The 21,168-nt window shown below is 62.4% G+C and carries 14 protein-coding genes; 7 read left to right on the top strand and 7 right to left on the bottom strand.

The annotated features are described in order from the left end of the window. Positions 1-7: 7 nt before the first annotated feature. Positions 8-199 carry a hypothetical protein gene (locus AAFP30_RS15970; protein WP_419230940.1) on the bottom strand — a complete coding sequence of 64 codons (192 nt, stop codon included), beginning with the start codon at positions 197-199 and terminating at the stop codon, positions 8-10. Positions 200-434: 235 nt separating this feature from the next. Further along, positions 435-5,726: a hypothetical protein gene (locus AAFP30_RS15965; RefSeq protein WP_419230939.1), complete on the bottom strand. Its 5,292-nt coding sequence runs from the start codon at positions 5,724-5,726 to the stop codon at positions 435-437. A gap of 612 nt (positions 5,727-6,338) precedes the next feature. Here AAFP30_RS15965 and AAFP30_RS15960 point away from each other — a divergent pair. The 4 genes from AAFP30_RS15960 to AAFP30_RS15945 all read left to right on the top strand — a co-directional run bounded on the left by AAFP30_RS15960 (position 6,339) and on the right by AAFP30_RS15945 (position 12,202). Further along, on the top strand, positions 6,339-7,208 hold the full coding sequence (locus AAFP30_RS15960) for a 1,4-dihydroxy-2-naphthoate polyprenyltransferase (protein ID WP_419230938.1): 870 nt from the start codon (positions 6,339-6,341) through the stop codon (positions 7,206-7,208). A gap of 368 nt (positions 7,209-7,576) precedes the next feature. Continuing rightward, a complete protein-coding gene (locus AAFP30_RS15955; protein WP_419230937.1) occupies positions 7,577-8,890 on the top strand; it encodes a nucleotide sugar dehydrogenase in 1,314 nt (437 codons plus the stop codon). Continuing rightward, positions 8,887-10,419 carry a glycosyltransferase family 2 protein gene (locus tag AAFP30_RS15950; RefSeq protein ID WP_419230936.1) on the top strand — a complete coding sequence of 511 codons (1,533 nt, stop codon included), beginning with the start codon at positions 8,887-8,889 and terminating at the stop codon, positions 10,417-10,419. The genes AAFP30_RS15955 and AAFP30_RS15950 overlap by 4 nt, the downstream gene beginning before the upstream one ends. Before the next feature lie 157 nt (positions 10,420-10,576). Next, positions 10,577-12,202 (top strand): polysaccharide deacetylase family protein, encoded by a 1,626-nt coding sequence (locus AAFP30_RS15945; RefSeq protein ID WP_419230935.1) that lies wholly within the window; start codon positions 10,577-10,579, stop codon positions 12,200-12,202. Positions 12,203-12,208: 6 nt separating this feature from the next. On the opposite strand, the gene AAFP30_RS15940 is transcribed toward AAFP30_RS15945, so the two are convergent. The 3 genes from AAFP30_RS15940 to AAFP30_RS15930 all read right to left on the bottom strand — a co-directional run bounded on the left by AAFP30_RS15940 (position 12,209) and on the right by AAFP30_RS15930 (position 16,744). Continuing rightward, positions 12,209-12,685, bottom strand: a complete 477-nt coding sequence (locus AAFP30_RS15940) for a hypothetical protein (protein ID WP_419230934.1) — start codon at positions 12,683-12,685, stop codon at positions 12,209-12,211. Between the two features lie 331 nt (positions 12,686-13,016). Further along, positions 13,017-14,459, bottom strand: coding sequence for a glycosyltransferase family 39 protein (locus AAFP30_RS15935; RefSeq protein ID WP_419230933.1), 1,443 nt, complete (start codon positions 14,457-14,459; stop codon positions 13,017-13,019). A gap of 320 nt (positions 14,460-14,779) precedes the next feature. Continuing rightward, positions 14,780-16,744: a flavin-containing monooxygenase gene (locus AAFP30_RS15930; protein WP_419230932.1), complete on the bottom strand. Its 1,965-nt coding sequence runs from the start codon at positions 16,742-16,744 to the stop codon at positions 14,780-14,782. A 142-nt stretch (positions 16,745-16,886) separates the two neighbouring features. On the opposite strand from AAFP30_RS15930, the gene AAFP30_RS15925 reads away from it, so the two are divergent. The 3 genes from AAFP30_RS15925 to AAFP30_RS15915 are packed head-to-tail and all read left to right on the top strand — an operon-like array spanning position 16,887 to position 19,767. Beyond that, positions 16,887-17,525 carry a nitroreductase family protein gene (locus tag AAFP30_RS15925; RefSeq protein WP_419231247.1) on the top strand — a complete coding sequence of 213 codons (639 nt, stop codon included), beginning with the start codon at positions 16,887-16,889 and terminating at the stop codon, positions 17,523-17,525. Continuing rightward, positions 17,522-19,126, top strand: coding sequence for a class I adenylate-forming enzyme family protein (locus tag AAFP30_RS15920; RefSeq protein WP_419230931.1), 1,605 nt, complete (start codon positions 17,522-17,524; stop codon positions 19,124-19,126). Before AAFP30_RS15925 ends, AAFP30_RS15920 begins: the two co-directional genes overlap by 4 nt. Further along, complete coding sequence (locus AAFP30_RS15915; protein WP_419230930.1) at positions 19,126-19,767, top strand: TetR/AcrR family transcriptional regulator; 642 nt, start codon at positions 19,126-19,128, stop codon at positions 19,765-19,767. Before AAFP30_RS15920 ends, AAFP30_RS15915 begins: the two co-directional genes overlap by 1 nt. Before the next feature lie 73 nt (positions 19,768-19,840). On the opposite strand, the gene AAFP30_RS15910 is transcribed toward AAFP30_RS15915, so the two are convergent. Continuing rightward, entirely contained in the window at positions 19,841-20,281 is a 441-nt protein-coding gene (locus AAFP30_RS15910; RefSeq protein ID WP_419230929.1) for an Imm63 family immunity protein, read from the bottom strand. Next, complete coding sequence (locus tag AAFP30_RS15905) at positions 20,282-20,995, bottom strand: TNT domain-containing protein (RefSeq protein WP_419230928.1); 714 nt, start codon at positions 20,993-20,995, stop codon at positions 20,282-20,284. Positions 20,996-21,168 lie beyond the last annotated feature (173 nt).

Genomic DNA, 21,168 nt, shown 5'->3' with positions numbered 1-21,168 from the left:
CTTGGAGTCACCGACGCAAGTGCGCGGCTGCGCGTCCCGGCAACGGTTCGTCAAGCAAGGATTCGAGATCGTGCCGATGGTCGGCAAAGGCGGTTTGCGCAATTGCGCTGACGACCAACTGGATGGTGACGTCGGGGAGACCGGGCAGCGCGTGCACAAGATCTCGAATCTGCGCCGGGTTGGCTTGTGCGACAAGCATGTCGATTGCACGTCGATTGCACGCTGTCCGTTGGCTAACTATAAGATTCGCTGATCGGACTCGTTGGGAGACCCCGTCCTGCTGGCCGCAGGTTCAGAGTCTGGCCGCAGTTCCCGACCCCAAAGCCGAAAATCGGAAGTGCGGCCCGAATATTGGGGCGCCCGGCACTCGACGAGGATGCACGTGGATGCGGCGGGTCGGATGGGGGCGGGCGAGCGGCGTAGGTCACGTATTCCTATCCGAGCAACTTGATGCTCGTCGGCTGCAGAAACGCCGCAGGATGTGCGGCAATGAGAGTCGATAAGCGGCGGCCATGATTCATGATCAGCCCAGGCAATCCCATCTCGACTGCTTCGGTCCACAGCGCAGCCGAATCGGGCTCGGCGCCCTCGTCAAGGGCAGCGAGTTGCGAACTCGCCGGTGTTCGCTCGCTGACGGCACCGGCTTTCTCTGATTCAGCTGCCAGTCGGATCGAACGCGAGATACCCGTGAGCACGTCAAGTTCCTCGGCGTCGATCAGGTCAGTCAGGTGGGCTCGAACGAGGCCGGCTCCAAAGAACGATTCAAAGGCCGCCAAGACCGCCAGTCCCTCGGTAGAGCGGTGGCCCCCGGATTGCTCGACGAGACCATCAAGGTTTTCAGCGCCGAAACGTTTGCACGTTTCCACAAGCAGTCGGATGTCATCCACCGAAGGTGATGCAAGTTCTTCGGACTCCGACCCAGGGACGGTCGGGATACCCCCCGTGAGATCCGTTCTTCGCTTGATTATCCCGATATGGTCCAGAGCTGCAGCGCGGACCATGCCACACGCGAGTTCCAGGTACAGCTGTTGTTGGCTGCGCTCAAGATCTTCGACTGTCCGCCTCACCTCTGCAGCGGCCGCACGATCGGCCATGACGTCGACTAGATCCTGAATAGTCTTCGAGGGCACGAGATTATCTGGGCGGTGGAGTCTCCTGTCGACCAACCAAGCTGGAATGCGTTGATAGTCAATGATCACAAGAAACTCGAACACTTCGTCGGTGAGGCGCGACTCGTGGGCGATGCTCCTAATATCGTCGAGGCTCGCCATCATCAACGCCTCAGACGCGCGGGGATTCGATGTCGCAGAAGCGATTCCCTGCGCGAATAGTCGGTCAACAGGGGTGCCAATACTTGACGCTTCGACGAGGACATCGACGGCCTCGGCATAACTCGCCCCGATCTCGCTGGCGCACGGCATAAGTGCCATCAAGAGTCGACTCGCCGACCGCAGGTCGCGATCGGGTGAGCAGCATGAGCGAATAAGGGAGACAAGCCGATCCGACACGGGTGCGGTCACCGAAGACTTCGCAAGGGCTTCCACAACAACCGCCGCCACGCTCGGCTTGTCGACAGTTGCCAACTCGTCAATCAATGCGATGGCGGTGTCCGGAGAAAGCTCCTCCGCGAGCCGAAGTGCCAGTTGACGAATACTGCGGGGCAATTCGGAGAGATTATTGGACGCTTCGAGTGTGTAGTCGGCGTGAACGCCCAACGGGTCCATGACTGCGGCCTGAACGGCGGTCAACCGCTCGATGAAGTCGTTGCCAGTGTCGTTGTCCAGCAGCCGGAGACAGTCGGCAGCGTCTTCCTCATCCATCTCATCGTCGATGGTGGCCACTCGCCATGCCGACAGCAAGAACTTCGCGGCGGACGAGACGGAATGGCTTGCGCGGACAAAGGCGTCGTAGCCCCTCGAGGCGCCACCGGTGGAGCCCATCAGGGCCAACAGGTCGATCTCCTGACTGCCCAAGCCGGCGGCGGTCAACTCGACCATGGCACGCAACTGATCCTTGCCAGTTGCCCCGGCGAGGGGGACGCATGCGGTCCGTCGACTGACTGGCGCAGGGTACCGCGCCGCCTCCACGATGAGCCGGTTGAGAACGAACTCCGGATCCGGCAACCACGGTAGTAGATACAGGCTGTTCGTTGACGTGCGGAGCACGTAATCGACAGCGAACGGATCACCGACCTCGATTTCGTCGAGATCCTCGAGTTCCTTCACCGCCACCCATGTCGCCAGCTCAGGATCTAACGCACCAAGCAGCCGCCCGGTCGGACGCACGCGTCCCAGCGGATCCTCCAACCGGTCGTTTATCCTCCTCAATCGCCAGTACTGTGCGCCGTCCAACGGCGAGGGTCCGCGATCGCGATAGTCCTCCAGGTCGCCGAACTCGCGATCGAGGAAGTTCTCGATGCGGTGAATCAGGACATCCAGCTGCCCTGGGATAGGAATCTGCGGCACCTCCTGCACGCCGTCTTGTTCGCGGTCCAACCAGTAATAGAAGTCCGGTTCGGGAGAAGCCTCCAAGATTCTGCCCGAGAAGACCTCTCCAAGCGCAGCCTCAAATGAAGCGATCGTAGACTCATCGTGTCTGGCCCATCTGGCGGCGCGGACTTGATCGAGTATCGCTCGGGCGGTGGACTTTTCGCGTGCTCGCTCCGCAAGCTCACCTGCAGACCATGCGAGGTAGGACAGCTGGACGTCGTACTCGTCGCCGTCGACAAGCTGACCGAATGCCTCTCGGCACCACTCGGCGCTGGATACATGAAAAGGCAATTGACACAGAAGATTTAGTGCCGCTGACTCGTAAACTTCGGATGGCAGTAGGCGCAACAGCGGGAGGAGCTTGTGGAGTCCCGAGAAGTCAGAGGTCCAATTGAGGAGGGTCCAGTCGTTGGTCGCGTGAGCGATGAGCCCCGCAGCACCTTCCACCGAGAGCGCACCCTGCGCCACTCCGCGGTTCACCGTGGCAAACAACTGCGCTTGACACTCGTCGGATCCATAAGCCAGCACGAGACCGAGGAAATCGCGGCCACTGTCGAGAGAATCATCCTCGACCAATCTGTCGACCTCCGCCACTGCGGCCAGCCGACCGTCCGGGGTGTCGGGGTTGGAAAACAGGTGCAGCGCACGCGCATGGGCTCCGCGAGTCACTTCGGCAAGTACACTCAGGGTATGTCGCTGGACAAGCCCATGCCGCAATGCCGGTGCCAGTAGGAAGATCGACGATCCTTGAGCGATGTCATGGATGGCCGCCCGGATGCGCAGCAGCCGAACGCGATTGAACGACAATGCACCGGGGGCTACCGCTGGTTCAGCGCTCCAGATTCGTTCCAGATCCTGCACGTAGCTGTTGCCACTGTCGATCATTGCGTGCGCGGCCGGCCAGGATGGAGCATCGGCGAGCACGACGTCTGTCGCGGTGTCCAGCGCGCCGGCCGCGAGATAGTGTGCGACGGTGTGGCGTAAGCCATACCCTCTCCACTGCTGATCGTCCGTCATTTCGGCGACTGCCGCCGTACGGCCGCGGTCGGCAAGCGCCATGTGTACCTGGCGGATCTGGTCCCCAAAGCCTTGATGAAAGGGCCGACCCCCAGTGGTACGCAGGATCTCGCGGTGAATGAGCGCCAACCACACTACTTTTCCGTTGAGTACCTGAAAATGTCGCGCCCACTCGACGCGGACGAGATCGTCCACAGCGCCAACAGGCACAGCAGAGACCTCGGACACCATTGCCGGGCTCAAGGGTTCAAGCGCACCCACAAGCACCGTGAGCACGGGCAGAGCGGTCTGAACCCAGTACTGTGGCCCAACATTTGTGCGCCACGTGTTCCACCACGCCGTGAAGTAGGGAGGAAGGGCGGTCGGGAGACTCCCGATGGAATCCGGCGCGAGGTCACTTTCCGAAAGATCATCCAGCAGGAGTTTGGTGTGGAGCCAGTTGCCGTCCGTAACCTTCAAGAGCGCGGTACAGACCTGGTCGACGTCGACCTCGACAGCGAAAAAGCCGCCGACGCGGATACGTTGACGACAGTAGTCGGCGATGTCTGCTTGCAGCGACGGCCGGTCGAGGATGTTCACGGTTCGCACCGTGTTGGGGTCGAAATGGACGGCATGATCGGAATGGATCGACGACAACACTATCGTGAGTCCGGGCGGCAACTCTCGAGGGAGTGACAGCGGTCCTTGCCCTGCACCCCCCTCAGCCGCGCCGTCGATGTCGTCGACCACGAACACGATCTGATCGTCTGGCGGCGCCGCGCCTGCCAGTGCACTCAGCAAGGCGGGGATGGCGATGCCCACGGGCCCTTCTCGTACGCCCACGGGGACGTCCCGCCATCCGCCGCGGGTGGCCAGCTGAGCCAACAGGAAGTCCCGGAATTCGTGGGCGGTCGGCGTAATGCGGCAGAAGAATATCGGCCAGTTCTTGCGCATCGACAGTTCACACAGGAACGCCGACTTTCCGGCCGCCGCGGCTCCGTGCACGACGAGGTAGCTTCCGTCGCGTGGAGACTCGGCCTCCACCCACGCGTCAAGAGTGGTGAACGTTTCGTCGCATCCGACGAATAGGTCCGCGCACAGACGTTCGCGGACCTCATGTGCCAGAGGAGGCAGGTAGGGCATGAGTCGGTCGAAACGTGTCGGCGACGATTCCTGTGCCTCTTCGAGATAGTCGACGAAGGTCCGGAGTGGTAGGGCACGGGCCACCGGCTCGATATCGCGACACGCTTTGGAGATGTCTGCGGCGAGGTCATCGTCGGTGTCGCTTGGCAGATGGAATTGGTGACGCAGTTTCTCGAGCACCCAGCCGTCGATCTGGTGCGCAGGATCGAACCCCGCGTGTGCTACTTCTTCAGCGACCGCGGCGATGCGATGCCCGAGGGACCCCATTGTCGCCAGTTCGTCGAGCGGCGAACCGAGACGTAGGGCGACAAGCGCCCCGGCAAGCGAATGCGTAGATACCTGTGGGCGACCGGGAGCCGGAGTCACCGCCTCAAGGTCACGACGTAGAGAGGCAGCGGTATACGAAGAGGTCGCGCGCGGGCCTGCGGCCTTGCCACGGTCGACCAGGTTGATCAGTGCCGACGCGATATCAATCCCCTCGATTGCGGGGGCTTGCTGTTGGATCCAATCGTTGAGCCGGTCGCCGGTTGGCAGAGGTTCGACGTCGATCGTGCCGAGGAAGGCGCGCAGTTCCTCCGCACCTTCCTCGAGGCCAAGCCGACGTCCGATCTCCATGGTGGCGTGTTCGGTAGCAACGGAAGCGTTGGATGAGAGCATCTCCGCTACGGATCTCGACCGTCGGGCGTTGTCGATGACGTCGGTCAGTTCCGGCGCCGGCGCCGGCGTGGCCAGCCGAAGTGTGGTGTGGTCTCGGAGGTCGGGCGGCAGCATCGCGCGTTGGCGCCAGAAGTGAGTGATAACACCTTCGCGGAAGAGACCATCGATGGTCCAGCGGGCGCCGGGTGCGGATGCCTTCACCTCGACGAGCACCAGATCGCCATTGCCGTACCGCAATACGACGTCATTGACGAGCAGGTCGACCGGCTCAGCCGACCCAACTCGATCGAGCGCCTTGCGTTCCCAGGACACCTCGACGAGCTGGGCTACCCCATCCGCCACCTGCAGCAGTTGCGCGAGGTGTAAAGCGATGTATTGGCTTTGGAGGAAGTATCCGGCTCCGCCGGCGAGCCCACCTGCGCGTCCACGCGGATGTGTCATAGGCGCGGAGGCCTCGACTCGCGGACGGACCACGTAGATCGCAAGTCGAGTTCGCGCGGGGTCACGTTGCTCATCTCTGGATCATTGCGGATTGGGGCACTATTTTCAGCGCTAACCGGGCAATGGTCGCCTGTGCTGGCAACGCCGAAAACGGCTCCCTATGACAGCGATGAACGTGGCGCTCGTGCGCGGCCATCGCGTGTCCCATCCCGAACAGAGTGACCGTAGCTGAGTCGCATCGACAAGCACGCCGCTCGCACCAACCGAATCCCTCGACGCCGAGGGGAATACGCCGCAGCAGGTCAAGTTCGGCGACGACGCCGCCGATCCATACGGCCATACTGACCCTCCGCGCATGGCGAGCGCAACACTAAAAGATTTCCAACTGCTTGCCGTGTGACCGCGCGAGGCGGAAGAGCAGCGACAATTGGAGATTTGTGCAAGAAAGCGCTCAGAATTGTTCGAAATCGCGCGTTCCGCTGTGCCGTCGCAACCAGATCCGGAATAGCGAGTCGGATGTTCGGAGTATGTGGCGCGACACGGTGGCAAAGTCCGCCCCAGCGGAGAAGCGTCGCCGGATGCAGGAGTGGCTCCCCATGAAAAGATCAGCATGTGGCTACCCCCAAGGAGTGGATCGAAGGCGGACGTCCCCGCACCCTGCCCAACGCGATCGCGCCGGTCGTCGCCGGCACCGGCGCTGCTTTACGGCTGGGATCGATCGAGTGGTGGAAGTTCGTCCTCGCGCTCGTCGTCGCGCTGGCGCTGATCATCGGCGTCAACTACGCCAACGACTACTCCGACGGCATCCGCGGCACCGATGACGACCGCGTCGGGCCGATGCGGCTCGTCGGCTCCGGCGCAGCGTCGCCGTCCGCGGTCAAACAGGCCGCGTTCATCTGTTTCGGGATCGCCGCGGTGTGCGGGCTGGTTCTCGCGCTTACCACCGCATGGTGGCTGATTCTCGTGGGCGCAGTTTGCATCGCTGGGGCGTGGTTCTACACCGGCGGCTCCCGGCCCTACGGCTATGCCGGGCTCGGCGAGATCGCAGTCTTCACGTTCTTCGGGTTGGTGGCCGTACTCGGTACCGAATTCGTTCTCGCTGACCGGGTTGACTGGGTCGGGCTCGGCGCGGCCGTGGCCGTCGGATCGATCTCCACCGCAGTACTGGTGGTCAACAATCTCCGCGACATCCCCAGCGACACCGAATCCGGCAAGATCACCCTCGCGGTTCGGCTCGGCGACAAACGAACCCGACTCCTCTTCGGCGCCCTGCTATGCGTACCGCTCGCCGTCAGCATCCTGCTGGGCGTGTTCGCCACGCCCTGGGCGCTAGTTGGTCTGATCGCCGCTCCCCTCGTCTTCGTGGCGTACCGGCCGGTGCGGGCGGGTGCGGTCGGTCCGCAGCTGGTCCCGTCATTGGGCGCGACGGGGCAGGCCATGTTGGCGTGGGCAGCGTTGACAGCTGTCGGCCTCGTAGTGTGACGGCGACGTGGCGTGTCCGCCAGGCGCCGGTCGGGTCTGCGACCCACGCACATCCATCACTCTGTTGTCGAGCGCGCCCGATTCTCCGGCAATGCTTTGACGGCCACACCGTCGTGCGCAGTGTGCCGCGCGACTATTCGGGCTGCGTTGCGCGGCGGGCGTACCTTGCGCCTCCAGTACCGGACTGATGAAAGCCCAGATCAACGGCTGTGAACACTAGTCACACGGTATAACCGAACCGTGGTCCGCATGAAGTATGGCAAATAGTGGACTAATGCTGGTACAGTTCGAGACCGAAGCGTCTCACTTCTCGTCATCGAAAGCTCCGACGCCGATTCCCTGCAGTCCCATCATCAGTAGGACGTGACGTGACCAAACCTGACGCTTCGGCCCGACAGAGTTATGACCTGGATACGCTTCGCGATACGCCTACGCGGCGTCGGGTAGGCGTCGTCGGCATGGGCTATGTCGGGTTGCCTACAGCCTTATCGCTTGCCGAGTCCGGCGCCGAGGTTACTGGTCTTGATGTCGACGAGACTCGACTGACCGCCATCAAGAAGCTGGCCGTCGACCTCCTACCCCGCGATCTCGAGCGGCTCGAGACCACGCTCCACAACAATTCGCTACACCTGACCACCGAGCCGAGCCATCTCAGCGTTGCTGACGGCATCGTAATTTGTGTCCCCACCCCGGTCGACAGCCACCTCACACCAGATCTGGCGGCGTTGACTGCGGCCTGCGCGACCGTTGTGCAGAATGCCCGCCGAGGACAGACCATCGTTCTGACGTCGACAACCTATCCAGGCTGCACTGCAGACATTCTGGTGAAGCCGCTGCAGGCCAAAGGCTTTGAGATAGGTCGTGACATCTACGTGGCTTTCAGCCCAGAACGCATCGATCCGGGTGTGGCCGCACACAGTCCCGAGCTGACGCCGCGTGTTCTCGGTGGCGTGACACCGGAATGCTGCAGGCGGGCTGCCGCACTGGTCGAGCACACTGCGGCGTCGCTGCATCTTGTGTCCTCACCCGAGGCCGCGGAGATGACCAAGCTCGTGGAGAACACGTTCCGCGCAGTCAATATCGCGCTGGCCAACGAGTTCGCTGATGCGGCTCGTGAGATGAGGGTTGATGTCATGGAGGTCATCTCCGCGGCAGCGACGAAGCCCTACGGCTTCATGCCCTTCTATCCGAGCGCCGGGGTCGGTGGTCACTGCATCCCCTGCGACCCGCATTACTTGTTGTGGCAGTTGCGGTCCCAGCGAACGACGTCCCCGGTGGTAGAAGCGGCGATGACGGCCATCGCCGCACGTCCTCGCGATGTGATCACGCGGGCACGCACCATGCTCGGCGACGGCGGCCGTTCGCTGCGCGGTGCGCGAGTGCTGATCGTCGGTGTCGCCTACAAGGCCGGAGTTGCCGACGTCCGAGAATCGCCGGCACTGGCGATCATTGACATGCTCACTCACGAAGGTGCTGCCGTGTCATACTCAGACCCCCTGGTCGAAACCATCCGTACCGAGCAGGGCTCCCTGTACCACGTGGCACGCCCGCAGGACAGTGCGTGGGACCTCGTTGTCTTACATACGCTGCACCCAGACCAGGACCTGACGTGGCTGACTGAACAGCCAGTGCTGGACACCACGTTTCGTGCCAGCACACTCGCCGACCGCGTGACCTTGTGACGGCGGTCGACGACCAGGCGGCACTCGGGACCGAGTCCGTCAAGTTGCCCGAACATGCGGTGGACACCCCCAGCTCCAACCGAAGTTCGCTGCGCATCAGGTTCGCTCGGTGGATCGATTCGCTGCCCGCACATCTGCGGATCGGCATTCGGCGCATCATTGTCATCGTCGCGCTGATGCCGCTCATCATCCTGATCGCGGTGCAGATTCCGTTGTTACCCGGCGCGGTGATTCTGATCGGCTACGGCGTACTGGTGCTCTCGGCGACAACGCTGATGATGTACCTGGGATTCGCACGATACGAGGATCCCAGCGTGCATTCGATTCCGCGACGACAACTGCGTATGCGGTGGGTCCGTGGAGGCTCCGACGAATCATGGCGGTTTCCTCCACTTCCGGACAATCCGAGAGTCAGCCTCCTCGTTGCCGTGCACAACGAAGAAGACGGCATCGAGGACTGCGTGCGGACCATGGTCGGCTCCGACTACCCGTATCTCGAGGTGATCGTCATCGACGACGCCTCGACCGACGGAACACCGGGCATCCTTCGTCGACTGGAATCCGAACTGGGCTTCACCGCGATCTGCAACGACGTCAACCGGGGGAAGAAGCATGCCCTGACCGATGGGGTGGCGATCGCCAGCGGAGATGTGTTGGCATTCACGGACTCCGACTGTGTCCTGGCACCCGATGCGTTGTCTCGGTGCATCGACGCCTTGATTCTCAATCCGGACTTCGGTGCGGTGAGCGGCCATGCCCGCGCATTGAATTGGGACAAGAGCGTCCTGACTCGCGGGCAAGACACCTGGTACGACGGACAGTTCCGGGTAGCGAAAGCGGCCGAGGCCACGCTCGGAAGTGTTACGTGCGTTTCCGGCCCGCTCGCGGTGTTCCGGCGCGATGCCATCGCCAACTACTTTCCGGCGTGGGCGAACGACACTTTCCTTGGCCGGGAGTTCCGGTTCGCCACTGATCGCCAACTCACTGGCTATGTCCTCGGCCAGGTCTGGAAGGGACGGCAACTCAAGGACCAGTACGCTGACTCCGAGTTCGTGACCGCCCAAGACTACCCAGAACGCCACTGGCGAGTCGGGTACGTACGAACTGCCCGGGTGTGGACAATCGTCCCCGAGCGAGTCAAACCCTTTATCAAGCAACAGGTTCGATGGAAGAAGAGCTTCGTTCGAAACCTCTTCTTCACCGGCACCTTCATGTGGCGCCGCGGACTCGGTTCCGCTGCACTCTATTACGGACATGCACTGTTCGTCACGGTCGCGCCCCTCATGGCCATCCGTCATATGGTCTGGGCGCCCATGCACGGCCTATGGCTGCTGACAATTCTCTATCTGTGCGGTGTTCTGACCAAGGGATTCGCCTGGGCATTCGCTTTCAAAGTGTCCAACCCGCGGACCTCACTATGGCGGTATCGCCCACTCATGAGTCTGGCCGGCTCGCTAGTTCTGTCGTGGCTTCTGCCCTACTCGATTCTGACCATTCGCAAGGGCACCTGGGCCAGAGGAGCACAATGATGACTCGAGTTCTCAGTGGCGTATTCAGCGTGCTGCTGGTCATCGTCGCGGTGTTCCTGTACATCGCTGTCCTCACGAATGGCCGATTCTGGTGAACGCACTATCGGCTGACGAAGCAACCATTGGTGCACGCCTGGGCCGCGGTACGATACGCGCATTGTTGGCGATCGCAGCGATCGTGCTGCTGGCCGCGCCGTTCGCGATCGCTTGGCATCTATACGTTCGCGGGCAGCAGGTGACCGAGCAGTTCGCGACTGCTGCAACGACACTCGCGCCGGCAGCGGCGATGTCCGCCGCCCGGGCGGGAGCGGGGCTGCCCACCCGCACACCCCCAGTCGTGCTCGCCTACCACGACATTCGGCCGCTGACTCCGTCAGAGCAATACCCGGACCCGACAACGAATCCGAAGTACCACCTGGTGGTGACGCCCGAGCAGTTCGATGCACAGCTGACGGCGTTGAAGGCGGCGGGGTACACGTCGATCAGCACCGATCAGTACGTGGACTATCTGAACGGCGGCCCCGTTCCGGAACGCTCTGTCCTGATCACTTTCGACGACGGCACCCATGGCCTCTGGACGCATGCGGACAAGATCCTCCAACGCCATGGCATGCGTGGCGTCGCCTTCTTGATCACCGCGAATGTGGGCGCCAATCGCCCCTACTATCTCTCGTGGCAAGAGATCGACCGAATGGCCCAAACGGGGCGGTGGGATTTCGAATCTCACACAAGGAAGATGCATGCACGCCTGCCGGTCAACGAACAGGGCTTGCTCGCATCAGAATTGGTTCATCGACGGTGGCTATCCGAGTCCCACAGATCAGAGACGCTCGAAGAGTTCGAGTCGAAGATCCGCAAGGATCTCGTGGGCTCCGTTGACGACATCATCGACCACGGGTTGCCCCGCCCCCGATTGTTCGCCTATCCGTTCTCCGAAGGCTTCCGCGCGTCCGAGACGTCCGATCCGGAGGCGGCCGCGGTCACCACTCGGGTGGTCCGCGAGTTGTTCGCCGCATCGTTCAACAACGCCCCGCCCCGACCGCTTCCTTCCGGAGCACGTGCAGCCGACGCCAATATGGTGGGTCGTGTCGAGATCGCGATCGACACATCACTGGACGACATGCTGGCGAAGGTGCGAGCACACACTCCAGTGACGCCGCGGCAGGCTCCGGTGAGTGATCGTACGGACTTGTGGACAACCAACAGCGGACGATTCACTACTGCCGGCAACTCACTGACTCTCCAGAGCACGCGCTCGTGGCAACAGGTCACATACGGTCCGTACGCCACCGCGGACTGGGCGTCGTATCGCGGATTCGTCACGGTCTCTGGATTGACCGCACCAGACACGTCAAGCGCCTCGGTTGTCCTCAGGGTGGGCAGCGATCTCGAAACCAGTGCCGTGATAACTGCGGGCAGAGTCAAGTTGGTGAAAGGTGTGAACGGTCGGCAAGTCGTCCTCGATGAGCAGACACTTGCACCGGGTGAGACACACACGGTTGATTTCTCCGTCGATCCCCGGTTGACCGTTATCACTGTCGATCATTCCGTAAACCTGACCGCTCACGCGACCGGTGGACCCACCTCGTACGGCGGAATCGGACTCGCTGGATATCGCGATTCGGCCAGCGCTCCGTGGCCGTCGTTCAGCACCATCACCGTCCGCCCACAGTCGAACTCGGTCCATGTGCGAGACGGGGTCGGCCTACCCGATTCACAGTGGGCAACTCGACAGAGTTCGCGGGACGCGACCCTGTCTCGCGACTCCCAGACGAGCGGGTAAGAACGGTTATCCGTCGACCTCGACGACCGAGATGCCGTCGAGGTTGAACTCGGTATTGTCGCCGCGCACGCCGACACCGCCAGCTCCGTTCAGCGCTGGACATCCGACTCCAAAGTCACGGGCCCGCAGATGTTTTCCGTCGCGTTCGGCGTCGATCAGCACGGACCCGTCCGTCTGATCGCGGACAGTGACACTCAATTGCTGCCATTCGCCGAGTGGGATCGGATCGTCTCCCGAGAGTGGCGTGAGGTCGAAGTAGGTTCCGCCGTTGTCCGTACCCCCCGGACACTTCTTCTTGATAACGTTCTTGCCGTCCCGGCGGTCCAGCGAAATTGCGTACAGTTCCTTGTCCGATCGGTATCGGACCCATAGATGTACACCATCAAAGTCGCGGCTCGGCGTACGCGGGGTGGTTGTCAGGTCGGCGACCTTCAGGCGCGTGGAGAATCGGACGTCGTGAAAGGTCTGATCCTTGGACACCATTCGAAACACTGCGGAACCCGTTGCGCCACTGGAGTATCCGTCGTCTGTCCGGCCGGACCAGCCGGTGCCACTCTGGCGATACAGGGAACCACTGGTCATCTGCCACGGGGAGGAATCATCCGCTGGGTGATGTTCGGCGGCAATGAGGCCGTCGGAACCGTTGAACGAATCCTCCAGCAGGACAGTCGGGGTCGGAGTGGAGGAGCTGCAGGCAGCCACACCAAGGAGCAGCGCCCCGATACATATCCTCCATCGCACGAGGACATCTTCACACAGTGCGGGGTCATACGACGAATGCCACCCGGCCCGAGTCGTCAACGATCGAGGGAGTTCACGGACGGTGCGCTCGATAAACACTCACCTTGTCAACTGTGGCCTGCGGCGCTACCAGGTTCACCGTAAACCCTTGGCGTCTGAGCGCATTCAGTTCTGCGGGCACCCACTCCATCGATACCTGTTCCGAACGGACGGCCGGGACGTACCAAACCACTTTGATCGCTTGATCGATCTCTGGAATCGACCGCACCCCGGTGTCACCGAAGACTGCATAGTCGTCTCCGCGGCCTGCGTTGAGCAGAGGCATATGCAGGCTCTCATAGGTGACAGCTGCTCGACTCATATGAAAGTAAGTGATCCACGCGTCGCCCGGGCCACGCAACGGCCGGATCGCATGCTCAGCGTAGAGCCACCCAGATTTTGAATTCTCGTCTCGACGTTGCGCGAGCTGACTGAACGCCAGCAGTCCCGCGAGCATCAGGACGGCAGCAACATTCCACATCCGGCGCGAGAACCGTGTTGCGCCCATACCCAGGAGCATTGCGACTGCAGGCGTCGTGAACGCCAAGTACCGCGGCATATAGAAGGACATCGAGCCAGCCAGAGCGGCAAGGATGAACGCTGCGTTGGGAAGTGCGATCACGGCCAGGACCGCCAGTGTCGCACGTCGATGTCCTGTCCGCAACATCATCACGACGCCGAAGATGGCGATCGCCCAGATCATCGCGGCCGCAACCGTGGACATCATGAAGTACTGCGATTCGAACATCGAACGCGCCGTAGCCCCAGGGCTGATTTCCGAGATCCACGACACCTGTGATTTCTGGCCGGCCCCTCGGAAGACGATGGGAACTACCGGAATAGTGCCGGCGGCAAGCGCTGCGGCCATCCGGATAACGTCGCGCCGTGTCCTCGCGAATATCAGCAATGCAGGGGTCGATAGCGATGCGAAAAAGAATACGCAACCGCACAAGGCCGTCGTCAACCCCAGCGCTATCCAACCAACTATGTGTAGCATTCCTCGGCAGACCATGATAGCAAGAAGTATCTGCAGCGCCACCAACAGCGCGGACAGTGCGGGCGATCGAGCCTCTCCCGCCATCCAGACACTCACGGGGATCGCCGGATAGAGGACTGCAGCGCCGTAGCCAACTCGTCGGTCAAACGCGATCACACCGATCTTGATCAACGCGAGACTGGTGGTTGCCACCGCCACAGCGGAGGGCAGGCGCATTGACAGAGTGGACGTCCCGAAAACTTCGACCCAGGGCCGAATGATCACGTAGTAGGCAGCATGCACGATGTCGACGTTGGACAAGGTCGACACGAACTTGCTCCACGGACGCGTCGTCATAGAGATCGTTGCAGCCTCGTCGTTCCAGTAACCCGGAACCCAAATCAGCGCCGTCGACAAGACCAACGCCCACACAGCGATCAGCACCACCGGCATCCACGTGGGGAATTGCCGCAACTGACTCCTCGCCAGACTCGTCGTCATGGCCGGTCTCCGTTCCCGGTCGCGGCGACTCTCGACCAGATTCAGATCGTTACCACGTGCAGATTACCGGCTGAGACAGGAGACGACAACGGGAAAGGAGTAACACAGCGCAGTCCGCCTACACACCACTCTCGTTGTCGCACAGTAGTTTCGCATACAAACCATTTGTTCGTTTTCACACAGCGCGGGTAATACGACGGATGCGACCCGCACCGAGTCGTCAACGACCGACGGAGTTCACGGACCCACTTTTAGGCAAGCTGGGTGCAGATGTCGCAAAGCAGGCCCGGCTCGTGATGCACATCCCTGGGGGAGAGCGGTCAGGGGGCCACCGCCCGCTCCGCCGCAACCTCGGTCACGAAATCCTCAGGATTGGCCGATCTCGTCATAAGCCAGTAATCCACAATCCGCCACGGCAACACCGCGACCACCCGGCCATCATCGTTGCGATACCAATTGCTCATCGCCGGATGCGTCCACACCATCCGGGCGTGAGCCTCATCGACCGCTCGGTTGTAGTCGGCGGTGACGTCATCGCGGACTTCGATCGCGCCGAGATTCTCCCGCGCCATCATCGAAATGGCGTCGGCCACATACCGAACCTGGCATTCGAGGATCGTGATGAAGCTGCCGCCGTGCCCGAGTGCGGTGTTGGGTCCGGTGAGGATGAACAGGTTGGGGAAGTCCGGCGCGGTGATGCCCAGGTACGCGTAGGCGTCATGATCGCCCCAGGCCTCGACCGTTGAGCGGCCGCTGCGGCCGCGCACCTGCATGGGGTAGAGGAATCGGTCGCTGTGAAATCCCGTGGCGAAGATGACAACGTCGACGTCGCGTTCGGTGCCGTCGTCGGCGACCAGCCCGGTTGGCGTCACCCCGCGCACAGCCCGCGGCACGAGTTCGACGTTGTCGCGGCGCAGCATCGCGTACCAGCCGTTGTCGAGGAGCATGCGTTTACCGAAGGGCGGGTAGTTCGGCGTCGAGAGTTCGATCAGATCGTCGCGGTCGCCGAGTTGGTCACGGAGATAACGGACATAGAAACCGCGGTGACCGTGGTTGGCGGCGTTGATCGATGCCGTCTCTTCGGGCCAATCCGGGTCGACCTGCAGGGTCGGATGCACCTTGTCGTTGAAGATCCACGACAGTCGCGCCCGATACCATTCCCGGTATCCCGGAACATGATTCATCAGCCAGTGCACGTCGTCGCCCACGGCTGCGAAGTAGTCGTCGTTGGGGGCGATCCACTGCGGTGAGCGTTGAAAGATCTTGAGGGACTTGACCTTGTCGGCGATCGCCGGCCCGATCTGCATGGCGCTGGCGCCCGACCCGATGATCGCGACGCGTTTTCCGTCGAGGGCGCCGGGTTCGTCGAGGTCGGCCGGCCACTGGGCCGAGTGGAAGATCGGTCCGGTGAAGGTGTCGTGGCCGGGCAGGTCAGGGACCTTGGGGCGGTTCAGCAATCCGACGGCGCTGATGAGTAGCCGGGCACGTAGTGTCTGCCTGGTGCCCTTGCGGTCGCGGACGTCGACGGTCCACTGCTGGGTCGCCTCGTCGTAGTCTGCGGTGTCGACTTCGATGCCGAACCGGATACGGTCCCGGATCTGGTGCTCGTCGGCATACGCCTGCATGTAGGCCAATACTTCGTCGCGCTTGCCGAAGTGGGTGGACCAGTCGTGTTCGAATCCGGAGATCGAATACAGGTAGCTGGGTGTGTCCACTCCGGCACCGGGATAGCGGTTCTCCCACCACGATCCGCCGACGTTGTCGTTCTTTTCCAGCACGATGTGGTCGATTCCCATCTGCGCCAGTCGAACTGACATGAGCATGCCTGCGACGCCGGCGCCGATCACGATGGCCGACAAGTGCGAGGTATCAGTCGACGGTCCGTCCTCCGCGCCCTCGTCGATGGCGCCCGCGACGATGTCGGCCATCATCGGTGCGAACTCGTGCGGCACGGGCTCGCCTGCGGTGAAGTCCAGGATCGCGGCGATCGTGTCTTCGTCGAGCTGACGACGCGGTGGACGCCCGGAGGCATGCCAGGCCAGCATCGCCTCCACTGCGGCGTCGCAGATCTCATCCCGGATCTCCGGTGACAGACCCCCTGTGCGGTTGTCGTCCATGCCGCGCGGCCGGGTGGGGTGATATCGGTCGGCGAGCCAGCGGTCGTCGCCGGTCATCTCGATCAGCACGGCGAGCAAGGTCGGAATGTTGCCCGCCGCCACCGCTTCTCGCAGGCGCGCAACGTCCACATCGGTCTGGACGTGATGGGCGGTCGAGGGTGGAGCCATGACCAATGCTAACCATGGTTAGTTCCTCTGCGTCAACGCCAAGAATGGGCTGGCCACTCGATCCTTGACACCAGAGCAGGGGTCGTGCAGTGTGATCCACATCATGCTAACCATGGTTAGTTCCAACGGAGAGGGAGTGGTGATGGAACTCAGCGAGGCCATGCGGTCGACGGGCACCTGCCGGTACTTCAGCGACAAGCACGTCAGCGATGACGTGCTTCGACAGGCCTTCGACGATGCCCGCTTCGGACCGCAGGGCGGCAACCGGCAGCCGGTGCGATGGGTTGTCGTGCGTGACGACGCCACCAAGAAGCGTCTGGCCGAGTTGTACTTGCCGTACTGGGAGGCGTACTACGCGGCGGTCCAGGAAGGGAGCAAAGCGGTTGGCGCGGTACCGAAAACCGTGGAGAGCGCCAACGAATTCGCCCGTCACCTCGGTGAAGTGCCGGTCATGATCGTCGTGTGCGCCGAACTCGACGGCCTGCATCCCACCGACCACGAGTTGGGACGGCTCAGCGTCGTCGGTGGCGCGTCGATTTATCCGACGGTGCAGAACCTCACCCTGGCGCTGCGTGAGCAGGGGGTGGCGTCGGCCTTGACCACGCTGCTGTGCGCAGAGGAACCCGCCGTCAAGGAGTTGCTGCATATCCCCGACGGCTACCTCACCGCCGCCCACATCGCAGTCGGCTATCCACGAGATGGCTTCCCCCGCAAGCTGACTCGCACACCGGTGGAGGACATCGTCTTCCGAGACTCCTTCGACACCCCGATGTTCGCATGATCGCACCGGCCGGCCAACTCACCCATCGCTCCCTTACCGACGCACAGACCTCGATGTTGGGGCGCGCGACCATCGGCGACCAGCTTCGCCGACTGGCGCAGTCGCAGTCGAGCAAACCGGCGATCATTTCCTATGACGCTGACGGCAATCGGCGTGCGACGACCTACGGTGAGCTGAATACGCTGGCCAACCGATTCGCGAACGTCCTGCTGGAGTTGGGTGTCGGCCTCGGCGACGGTGTCGCGGTGATGAGCCGCAACCGAGTGGAAAGTGTTGTCGCTTACTACGGAGCGTTGAAGATCGGTGCGTTCTACTCCGGTATCAGCCCGCTGTTCGGGGAGCGAGAGATCGCCCAGCAGATCGAGCACCTGCAACCCGTGGTCTTGGTGGTCGCGGCCGAGAATGCCGCGCTGGCAGCGCCAATCGCCGAGCGTGCCGGTGCACGAGTGGTGGTCATGGGTGAGCAGCCGGACGCCGCCTGGCCTTCGTTCGACGCCTTGGTAGCCCAAGCGTCCGAGGTGGAGCCGGCCGCCGACGTCGACGAGCACGATCTGGCGATGATCGTGTACACCAGCGGCACCGAGTCGGCACCCAAGGGTGTGCGGATCGCGCACCGCAACTTCCTCATCTCGACGGCGCCGGCGATGATGTGGGGACTACGGTGCCTGCCCGACGATGTGTGGTTGTATGTCATGCCCTTTCACACAATCGCCGGAATCGGATCGCTCACGTCGTTGACCCTGCTGGGTGCGACGCTGGTATTACCGGCGTCAGTTGACCCTGGTGAGTCGCTGAGAATGATTCGCGACGAACAGATTTCGGTCCTCGCGCAGACCCCGACCTTCTATATCGCCTTGGCCAATCACCCCGACTTCGGGCCGGACACCGTCGGCACGGTGCAGCGGTGCCTCACCTATGGCGGCCAGGTCTCCCCCTTCGCGGTGGATGCCTGGGCCGATGCGACACCGTCGTCGGTGTGGGGAACCTACTGGGGGCAGTCGGAGTTGACCCAATTGGGGTCGGTGGGCTGGTTCAAGCGTCTCGAGGACGTTCCGGATCACGATCCCACCTGGATCGGCAAACCGGTGGGGCATTTGGAGATCCGCGTGGTCGATGCAAATGGCGACGACGCCACCGAGGGCGAACTCCTCTGCCGCACACCATCGGTCATGCTCGGCTACCACAAAGACCCGGAACGCACCGCCGCCGTCATGGCCGACGGGTGGGTGCATACCGGCGACATCGTGCGGGTCGACGATGACGGCAACTTGTTCTTCCGTGATCGCCGCAAGGACATGATCAAGACCGGCGGATACAACGTGTCGTCGCAAGAGGTCGAGCGAACACTGCAGAGCCATCCCGACGTGATGCGCGCGGCCGTCGTCGGGCTGCCCGACGAGTACTGGTCAGAGGCGGTCACCGCGTTCGTGGTGCTGCAGGACGGTGCCTCGAGTTCCGCGGAGGATCTGCGGGAGTTCTGCCGCTCGGATCTCGCCTCCTTCAAGGTCCCCAAGACCGTGCACCTCCTCACCGAACTGCCGACTGACCCGCAGGGCAAACTGTTGAAGCGGGAGTTGCGGAGACAGTACGGGGAGAGTTGATGGATGCGGATGGCGCGGTGCCGATCTCGGTTCCGTCGGGGGATCGCCCGGCGCGGACGCCGGTGCGGCGCGAGGAGATCGTGACCGCAGCGGCGGTGTACTTTGCCGAGCACGGTTACGCGAGCGTCGGGATGCGCGACATCGCCCAGGCCGTCGGCATCAAAGGCGCGAGTCTATACAACCACTTTCACTCCAAAGAGGAGATCCTGTACGCAATCGCGCTGCGCATGACCAAGGACCCCTTGGTCCACCTGCACGTGCTCGACGAGGAAGGGTCGCCGGCCGACCGGTTGATGCAGCTGGTGGAAATCCATGTCCGACATCTCGCCGAGCATCGGGTGGAGCATCTGGTGGCACTGCGCGAGCTGACGTATCTCCTGCCGGAGCACCGGGCGGTGGTCAAGGACCATCGCAAGTATTACCAACGGCGGGTACGGGATGTGATCGCCGCGGGGGCTCGGAGTGGTGAGTTCGTGGTGCGCGACGCGGGGCAATCGGCGATTGCCGTCCTCGATCTCATGAATGGGATCAGCTGGTGGCTGCGGGATGGGGTGGATGTGGAGTTGTTGGTTGCGGATTACCTTGGGTTTGCGCGGAGGATCTTGGGGTACGGCAGTACGACGACGGGTGTGAGCAAGTAAGCGGCGACGCCTGACTGGAGCACCCCTGTTGGCGAACGAGGTTTGTGAGGAACGGACTCGTTCGCCCACATCGTCAACTCGGTGCCGGCAAATCGTCGAGAACGCTGTTGTCGACACCGGCCGCGGTGAGTCGCGCCCGAGTCCGCATCAGCCAGTCATCGGCCCACCGCTGTTCGACGGCGGCGAGCAACCGGTACTGCTCATGCCAAGTGGCCCGCTGGAATCCGTCGGTACCGGGCGGATGCAGCCGATAGGAAGCCTGCTCGGCGATCGACACCGCCACCCAACTCAGGTACTCGTCGGCGTCGGTGGAATGCCGATCGAACATCACCTCACCGCGCTCGCGGATCGTCAGATGCCACGCTCCGTCGACGTCGCGCCAACACGAGGGCGCAGCGTCGTCGCGAATGTGTCCGAGACTCGGCAGATCCTCCGGTGCTGCCGACATCGCCTGGGCCACCACTACAATCCGTGCCCGCATGTCGGCGTCGAGGCGATCATCTGGTCCGGTCATCTACGGGTAGACACTGTCGAGGATGCCGGCGCACAACAGCCACTGGGTGTTCACGTAGCCACCGGTCTCGCCGAAGCATCCGCGATGGTCCTCGATGACGGCGGGGTCGATGAGTTGTTGATCAACCTGGTACTGGATTCCGCCTCCCGGTTGTCCGAATGCCTCGGCGATCGGCCCGGTGTACACCTTGAACGACTTCTTGACGGAATAGACGTGATAGTTGCACTTTGCGGGATTCGCGGTGTCCACAAGGTTTTCCGGCGGCAGAGCCCGCTTGGCGTAGGCCGTTCCCTCCGGCGCCAGGAACCGTCCGAAGGCCGGCCCGTAGCGGTCGATTCGTTTGCTACCCGGGGCCAGCGTGACCACCGATTTGTCGGGCTGCCCGTCAGGCTTGAGCACGTAGCCGTCCTTGGGCGGCCAGTCCCAACTTCCACCCGGCGCGTACTTGGACAGAAACTTGACCGGGGGCAGACCGGCAAATCTGTTGTAGCCGACGAGTTGCGGTCCCACCGGTGGCGCAGTGGCGAGCGTCTGCGGTCCCAGCATCTTGTTGTTGTCGACCAGTTCCGTTGAGCAGCCGCCGGTCAGTGGGCCGCCAAGGGAACCGAAGTCGATCGATCCGAACGAACCCGGCGCTGCCGTGGCGACACCACCGCCCGAGATTGCCAGCGTGAGCGAAAAGATCAACGCAAAGAGAGTATGGCGACGTTTCACCGACACACCTTTCACAAAGAATGACCACCAACGCTTGAGCAGAATGATCGAAATCTAGCCGACCAGGCGCGAATCCGGTGCGCGAAACGTCAACTTGGCATCGCTAATGGAGAATCAGTACGCTGCAATTTTGACATTCCTAAGACTCTATTTGAAAACTCAAGTACGACATA

Origin of the sequence: Gordonia sp. CPCC 205515 (assembly GCF_048537925.1) — a bacterium.
Classification (GTDB): Bacteria; Actinomycetota; Actinomycetes; order Mycobacteriales; family Mycobacteriaceae; genus Gordonia.
The sequence above is the reverse complement of the archived record's forward strand: the minus strand, read 5'-3'. Positions and strand labels throughout refer to the sequence as shown.